This window comes from Achromobacter sp. (assembly GCF_057314935.1).
In genome coordinates this window covers 41,144-47,966 of the sequence record NZ_DBHKZA010000011.1, presented here as the reverse complement: position 1 = coordinate 47,966, position 6,823 = coordinate 41,144, and the positions used below count along the sequence as shown (strand labels likewise).

At 65.9% G+C, this 6,823-nt stretch carries 6 protein-coding genes; 2 read left to right on the top strand and 4 right to left on the bottom strand.

What is annotated here, in order from left to right; all coding sequences use genetic code 11:
• Positions 1 to 1,799, bottom strand: a 1,799-nt coding sequence (locus tag ACO6D5_RS06045; protein WP_485824919.1) for a mechanosensitive ion channel domain-containing protein, incomplete at its 3' end; no start/stop codon positions are given.
• A 253-nt stretch (positions 1,800 to 2,052) separates the two neighbouring features.
• Complete coding sequence (locus ACO6D5_RS06040) at positions 2,053 to 4,200, bottom strand: laminin G domain-containing metallophosphoesterase family protein (RefSeq protein WP_485824884.1); 2,148 nt, start codon at positions 4,198 to 4,200, stop codon at positions 2,053 to 2,055.
• Between the two features lie 233 nt (positions 4,201 to 4,433).
• Between ACO6D5_RS06040 and ACO6D5_RS06035 the strand changes: the two genes are divergently transcribed.
• A complete protein-coding gene (locus ACO6D5_RS06035) occupies positions 4,434 to 4,886 on the top strand; it encodes a hypothetical protein (protein WP_485824883.1) in 453 nt (150 codons plus the stop codon).
• Between the two features lie 111 nt (positions 4,887 to 4,997).
• Here the strand turns inward: ACO6D5_RS06035 and ACO6D5_RS06030 are convergent, their stop codons facing one another.
• Positions 4,998 to 5,267, bottom strand: a complete 270-nt coding sequence (locus ACO6D5_RS06030; RefSeq protein ID WP_315844666.1) for a PAAR domain-containing protein — start codon at positions 5,265 to 5,267, stop codon at positions 4,998 to 5,000.
• A 21-nt stretch (positions 5,268 to 5,288) separates the two neighbouring features.
• Positions 5,289 to 5,543: a hypothetical protein gene (locus ACO6D5_RS06025; RefSeq protein WP_485824882.1), complete on the bottom strand. Its 255-nt coding sequence runs from the start codon at positions 5,541 to 5,543 to the stop codon at positions 5,289 to 5,291.
• A gap of 129 nt (positions 5,544 to 5,672) precedes the next feature.
• Between ACO6D5_RS06025 and tssA the strand changes: the two genes are divergently transcribed.
• Positions 5,673 to 6,794: a type VI secretion system protein TssA gene (tssA, locus tag ACO6D5_RS06020; RefSeq protein ID WP_485824881.1), complete on the top strand. Its 1,122-nt coding sequence runs from the start codon at positions 5,673 to 5,675 to the stop codon at positions 6,792 to 6,794.
• Positions 6,795 to 6,823: the final 29 nt, after the last annotated feature.

Below are 6,823 nucleotides of genomic sequence, written 5' to 3'. Positions count from 1 at the left end.
ACGCCCGCGACTTGCACCACGTCGTTCTCGTTCATGCCGTTCTCAAGCTGGATGAAGACGCCAGTAATGATGTCCTGCACCAGCTTTTGCGCGCCGAAGCCGATGGCCAGGCCCACCACGCCGGCGCCGGCGATCAGCGGCCCCACGTCGATGCCTATCTGCGACAGCAGCACCATCAGCGTCATCGCGACGATCACGATCAGCGCGGCATTGCGGAACAGCGCCAGCAGGGTGCGCTCGCGCGCGCTGGGCATGCCCCGTCCTTCCCGTTGGCTCAGGCGGTGTTCGATGATGCTGGCGATCACGGTCCACGCCAACGCCGCGATCAGCAGCACGATGACGATGTTCAGCACGACCTTGATGGCCGCTCCGCCGGCGTCTGAAGCCAGCCAGCGCGACAGGTCGAACGCGTGCCACGCATCCAGGATCAGCAGCACCACGACGATGCGGATGATCCAGCCGACCACTTTCAGGATGGCCGGGACGTAGGCGTTGACGCGCGCCTCCAGCAGCGGCAAGCGCCGCCGCAGGTCGTCCGACAATTGGATCGGCTTGGCCAGCACCGCGTTCAGCAGCAGGATCAGCAGGCTGCCTACGCCGATGACCAGCAGCGTCTGCGCGGTGGCGCGCGCCATGAAGGGCAGTGCGTTGGTGGGATCGATCTGGCTGACTACCAGCAGGATGGTGAAGTAGCCGATGCCCAGCACGTGCCACACGCGCGATAGGAAATGCAGCCGCGATCCCACGAACGTGGCCGCGCCGGCGGCGTGGCGGTTCAGGCGTTCCCGCACCGACTGGCGGTTCTGCCAGATGACGCGCACCGCGTACCCGTACACCGCCAGCATGATGACCATGCTGGCCAACCGGCCGAGTGCCGGCGACAGCGCTGCCGCCATCACGGGGCCGACCAGCAGCGTGCCGTACCCAGCCGCCGCGACGACGCGCACCAGCCAGGCGTTCCAGTACTTGGCCAAATCGTCGGACATCGGCAAGAGGCGCAGATGCGGGTGCCTTACGGCGAATACCGTGCGGACCGCCACCTTCACGATCTCCACAGACACAAAGGCCCGCAGGAATACTGCGGCCAGCGTGTCCAGCGTGCCGCGCCCCGGTGTGGTCCACAGGGCGGCGGCACCGCCCGCCATGGCGGCGAGCAGCACGACGCCCACGTCGATCGCCAGGGCGCCGACGATGGCGCCGGCGCGCTGGTACAGCACGCGCATCGATGCCGGCGCGCCGCGTACCGGCGGCGAATCGGATGCAGCGCCGGCGCGCGACGCATCGGATTCCGGTCCGTGCTCGGCCACCCAGCGGTCGATGCGCGTGTAGATGCGCATGGCGATCAATCGCAGCACCAGGAAGGCGATGATCGTGGCGATGGCAGCCAGCGTCAGGGGCAGCAAGGCAGTGCTTGCGGTACCGGAATCCATCCGCAGGCTGCGGCCCGATGCCAGCGCGCGCATGTCGTCTACGCCCTGGCCCATGTCGGCGGCCACGCCTGTCAGGAAGCGCTGCACGCCGTCGGCAACGCGTTCCTGAAGGCCAGGCTCTGCCGGCTTTTTGTCGTGCCCGGCGGCGCCAGCCGGGCCGGACGGCGCCTGCTTGACGCCGGCCGACTGCGCGCGCAACTCGTCCACCAGCGCCTTGCGGGCCTCGGGATTGTCCAGCAGGTCGGCGAGTGCCGCAGGGGTGAGCGCGGCCGGTGTCTGTGCGGTAGAGGAAGCGGCCGGCTCCGGCGCAGGCAGCGGCACGGCGGCCAGGGCGGCGGCTTGCCAGACGAACGACAGGCAACTCAGCATCGCCGCCAGCAGCAAGGCCGCCAGCCAGGGTCTCTCTCGTCGGTGCCGCCAGAAGGTGGCGGCAGGGGTGCGGGGCGGGAAAGAAATCGATGCTGTCGTTGCGAGTCTAACCACTAATAAATCTCCTCTACGATCAAGGCAAAAAACGAGGCGCGCGATCGCGGTCGCAACGCCGCTAGTGGTTAGATGATAAAGCCCCGGGGTTTTTCGGGCTCGCGCCGCCGCCAGGCCGGCCGGCGGCGCGTTGGCACAGTTAGCTCTTGCGAGCGGTCAGCCACTGCGCGGGTTGCAGCGCCCGGCCGACGATACGCACTTCACCGATGCTCCCGAAAAAACCGTCTGCCCGCGCGCCATCCCACGAACCGGCGCCGATCACCCAGGGCATATCGGCCGCAAGTGTCGCCAGCCCCGGCGCGTCTGATGTGTTGCGCAGTACCGGCGCGCCTTCGACGTACAGGATGGTCTCGTGCGTGGTGTTGTCGTTCACCACGGCGACGTGCATCCATTTGTCGGCGATGATCTCGCCCGACCAGTTGGCTTTCGCGTCGCGCGTGCCGGTACGTTCAGGCACCACTTCCCACTGAATCTCGCGCAGGCTGGACACCGCGAACAGCAGCGGCGGCGATTCCGGATCTCCACCGGAAAAGCCTGGCAGATTGCCGCGCTTGCCGTCGCGCGTCATGATGTTCATCCACGCGTTGCGGGATGCGGTCCAGTCGCGGTCGATCTTGATGAAGGCCTCGACGGTGTAGCCGTTGGGCACCGTTTCGGCATTCAGCACGGCCGCCGTGTCGGTGATGAAGTAGCTCATGCGGGCGGTGTTCTTGTCGGTATTCAAGAACCGCACGGATCCGGGTGCAGCCGACAGGTAGTGGTGGTCGTTGGACCAGACCACGTCGCCCAGTTGCGCGCCGGCCACGCCGTCGACGTTCAGCGCGGCGCGGCGGACAGGGTTCAAGCCGGTGCGGTCGGCAACCACCTCGCCCACCTGCACCGGCTGGCCGTTGGCGCCGCCAAAGAAGCGCCAGTGCGCCAAGGTGTCCGGCACCTGCGGATAATCTTCGCTGTCTGCAGCGGGCTTTTGCTCGGTAGCGGCCGGATCGGTGTAGTTGGCGAGGATCAGGGCGCGCGCCTGGTCGACCAGCGCGGTGTGCGACGGTTCCGCCGCCTTGAAGTCCTTGTTGAAGCCGCCAAAGCGCTTGGCGAAATCCATCTTGATGGTGAACTGCTCGTTGGCGCCGGTCAGGACCGCCTGGTCGAATGCGTTGAGGGTGTTCTTCGGCTTTTGCGGCACCCACGGCGAGAACGACAGCACCCGGATCTCGTTGTTGCTGAGGTCGAATTCGTACAGGCGCATCAGGCCATTGCCGCCCTGGTATGCCATCTGGTAGTCCACCACCATTTCCTCGACCGGGTTGCCAAAGGCATTGGTCTTGGTCAGGTGCGCGGCGCCGTGATAGTGGCCGTTGAGGGTCATGAAGATCTGATCGTTGTCGCGGATCAGCTTGTCCCACAGCATCAGGCCGTACGGCACTTCCAACGGCGTGACGCCGTCCTTGTCGATGTTGAGCAGTTGGTGGTTGACGAGGATGACCGGCAGCGACGGGTTGGCGCGGATGACCTGGTTGGCCCAGGTCAACGCTGCGTCGGAAATGCGCCAAGACAATGACAGCACCATGAACTTCTGGCCTTCGGCCTGGAACACGTGGTATTCGTGAAAGCCGCTGGGATCGCGCCCGCCGAAGGTCGCCTGTTTTTTGGCACGGTCCGCGCCGAAGGTCTGCAGATAGGGTTCCACGGCCAGGTTGCGCTGGGCATCAGTGGCGCTCGCTTGGCTGCTGGCGTCCACATAGTCGCGGTCCAGGATCACGTCGTGGTTGCCGGCCAGGATGGAGTAGGGCACCTTGGCGTCTTCCAGGATCGTCATGGCCGCATCGGCCACCTTCCATTGGTCCGGCTTGCCCTGCTGGTCGACTACGTCGCCCAGATGGATCAGGAACGGAATGCTCAGGGATTTGGCGTGGTCGGCGACCCATTGCGTCTGGGCCTTGTACGGTTCGCTGCCGTACTTGCGCATGAACTGCTGGTTTTCGGCATCGGTCGCGTAGCGGGAATAGAACTGCGTGTCAGGCAGCACCGCTACCGCGAAGCTCGACACGTTGGCGGGCTGAGGCTGCGGCTGCGGTTCCGGCTGGGGTTGCGGCGCGGGCGTATCGGGCGCCGGGCTGTCCTCGTCGTCGTCGCTGGAGCATGCCGACAGCAAAAATGAACCGCCTACCGGCAACAGCGTGGCGCCGAAGCCGGCCTTGAGCAGGCTGCGGCGGCGCGGGTCCGCGGCCGCCGGCAGGGTGGAAGGTGTCTCGGCAATGTCATGTTTGCCGTCGTGCTTGTCATGCGCCATCTGTGCCGCCCGTCTGAAAAAGTGGGAAGCTTAGAAACGCAGAATGACGGGATGATGAATGCGGGTATGCCTGCCGCGCATCCACAGCGGGTCATATACTTTGCGCCTGCGATGCGGCGGTATTCGAGCGGCGGGCCTGCGCAACGCCACCCCGGCCGCCCCGGCACCTGCCGAGTCATTCGGGATGTGTCTTCGCGCCGTCGGGTGCTGACTTCGATTCGGGAGAGAGGGATATGGTACGCATGGACAAGGCGTGGGCGTTCGGGCGATCCCAAGGCAGGCTGGCCGTCACGTTGGCCCTCGTTGGCTTGCTGAGCGGATGTTCCTTGTCTTCCGGATTGTGCGACACATTTGGTCCAAGCAAGCGCGCGTCGATCGCCATTCCTCAGGGCGCTTCGGTCGAAGAGGTCTTTGCCTGCATCGATCAGGAGACCGTCGGCAACGCAGAGCGTGGCAGCTTGTTTGATAGCGGCTACGCCATCCGGGATGCCAGGACAGGCGTGCTCGAGACCGAGCACTACGGCTCCAGCAATGTGACGGGCTTGCGGTTCCGGGCCGACGTCTCGCAGAAAGCCTCCACGCTGGATCTTTCGTTGCGAGGCGCTGGCGCCTACTGCACCGATCTTGGCGTAGACAAGGAAATGGCGCGACTGAAGACAGACGTGGCGCGTTGCCTGCAACGTTGAGGGCAACGCCAGGCGGGGCCGAGACCATTGAAGCCCAGCCGGTTGTCGCGCTGATTGCGTCGGCCTCTTGCAGGGCAGCAGGCGACACGGCCTGTTGCCCCGGCCTCACGTTCAACCGTACTCCAGCTGATAGAAATGCTGGCTGGCGATGAGCGTCGCCCCGCAAGAGGTGCGCATGCCTTCCAGCGCGGTCATGCGGTCCGAGCTGACGTTTTGCACCCCTTCGACGATGGTGTGGGTGTCGCCGCATTTGGGGCAGGTGACGCGGTCGCCGACGCGCGCCATGGGTTGGCCGAAGATGACGACGGTTTCATCGCCGGTCACGACGACGCCGCCGTGCGACGTTTTGTCGCCCTTGCGGATGACGGAGCGTTGGGACATGGGTGGGCGCGAGATATTTGTTTACAGATACGTGCCGTCCGGCGCCAGCCGGGCCGGGCCGACGACGAAGGTGCCATCGGGCGCCATGCGCACGGGCCCGCCGCCACCCTTGTAGCTGCCGTCGGGCGCGCGCTGCGGGGTGCCGGCGACATAGGTGCCGTCCGGGGCTCGGGTGATCGGGCCTTCTCCGCCCACGTAGCTGCCGTCCGGGGCGCGCCGGGGGGTGCCGGAGATGAAGTGCCCGTCGGGCAGCATACGGATCGATTTCTTCGTCATGAAGGCTCCTTGGGTGGAGCGCAAATCATAGCGAAGCATCGTGATGCGCCTTGTAATAGGACGTGTCATCTTTGAACGTTATACGTAAGCAGATGTGGGATGATTTGCGCCTACGACAGACCTGAGCCTATGACAGACATCAACGCCTTGTTGCAACCGATCCCCGGCGATGCGCCCTGCGGCGTCGACCTGGTGTTTTCGCCCGAGTTTGATGCGATCCGCGAAGCGCGCCGGCACGATGACCCCCAGCTCGACCAGGGCGACTGGGTCATTGATCTGAAAGAGGCCGATTGGCCGGAAGTCGCGCGTATCTGCTCGACGGTGCTGCGCGACCGCAGCAAGGACATCCGCATCGCGTCGTGGCTGGCGGAAGCCTGGGCCAAGACGCGTGGCTTCGCGGGCCTGCGCGACGGCTACCTGCTGATCGACGGGCTCTGCCGGGACTATTGGGAAGGGCTGCACCCGGTACCGGAAGACGGCGACGTGCAGCAGCGCGTGGGCAATCTGGCATGGTTGCTGTCTCGCTCCCAGCAACTGATCGGCGAAATCCCGCTGACGCAGGCCGACGGCGCGCGCTACGGCGCCGTACTCTGGGAGGCCGCGAGCCAGCTTGCCAACGCCGTCAAGCGCACGCCCGACAATGCCAACGAACTGATCCGTGGCAAGCTCACGCTGGACCGCTTCGATGCCGCGCGGCGCGATACGCCGCCCGCGTTCTACTCCGAACTTGATACGCAGCTGGAAGGCTGCGCGCAGGCCTTGGCCCAATTGGAGCGCACGTTGGACGAGCGCCTGGGGGATGAAAGCCCCGCGTTCTCGCGCGTGCGCGATGCGCTGCGCAATGTCACCGAACTCGCGCACCGCTTTGCGCGCGACGCCGGCCTGCTGGTACGCGCCGACCTGGCGCCGGCACAGGCGCCTGCGACGCCTGCCGTTCCCGTCCGTGTGGAGCCCACCTTGCCCGCCGCCGACCATTTCCCTGCCGCCGATCCGACGCCCCATATTGCCGTGGCGCCCGCCGTGCGCGGCCCGATCCAGACGCGCGAACAGGCGCTGGCGCAGCTGCGCGACGTGGCGGATTTCTTCCGGCGCACCGAACCGCATAGTCCGGTTGCCTATCTTGCAGACAAGGCCGCGAGCTGGGGCGAGATGTCCTTGCACCTGTGGTTGCGCACGGTGGTCAAGAACGACGAAACCCTGTCGGGCCTGGAAGAGCTGCTGGGCATCAAGAAGGCCGGCGACGGCAACTGACGGCGTGCCGGCGATGGCAAGGGGCGGTC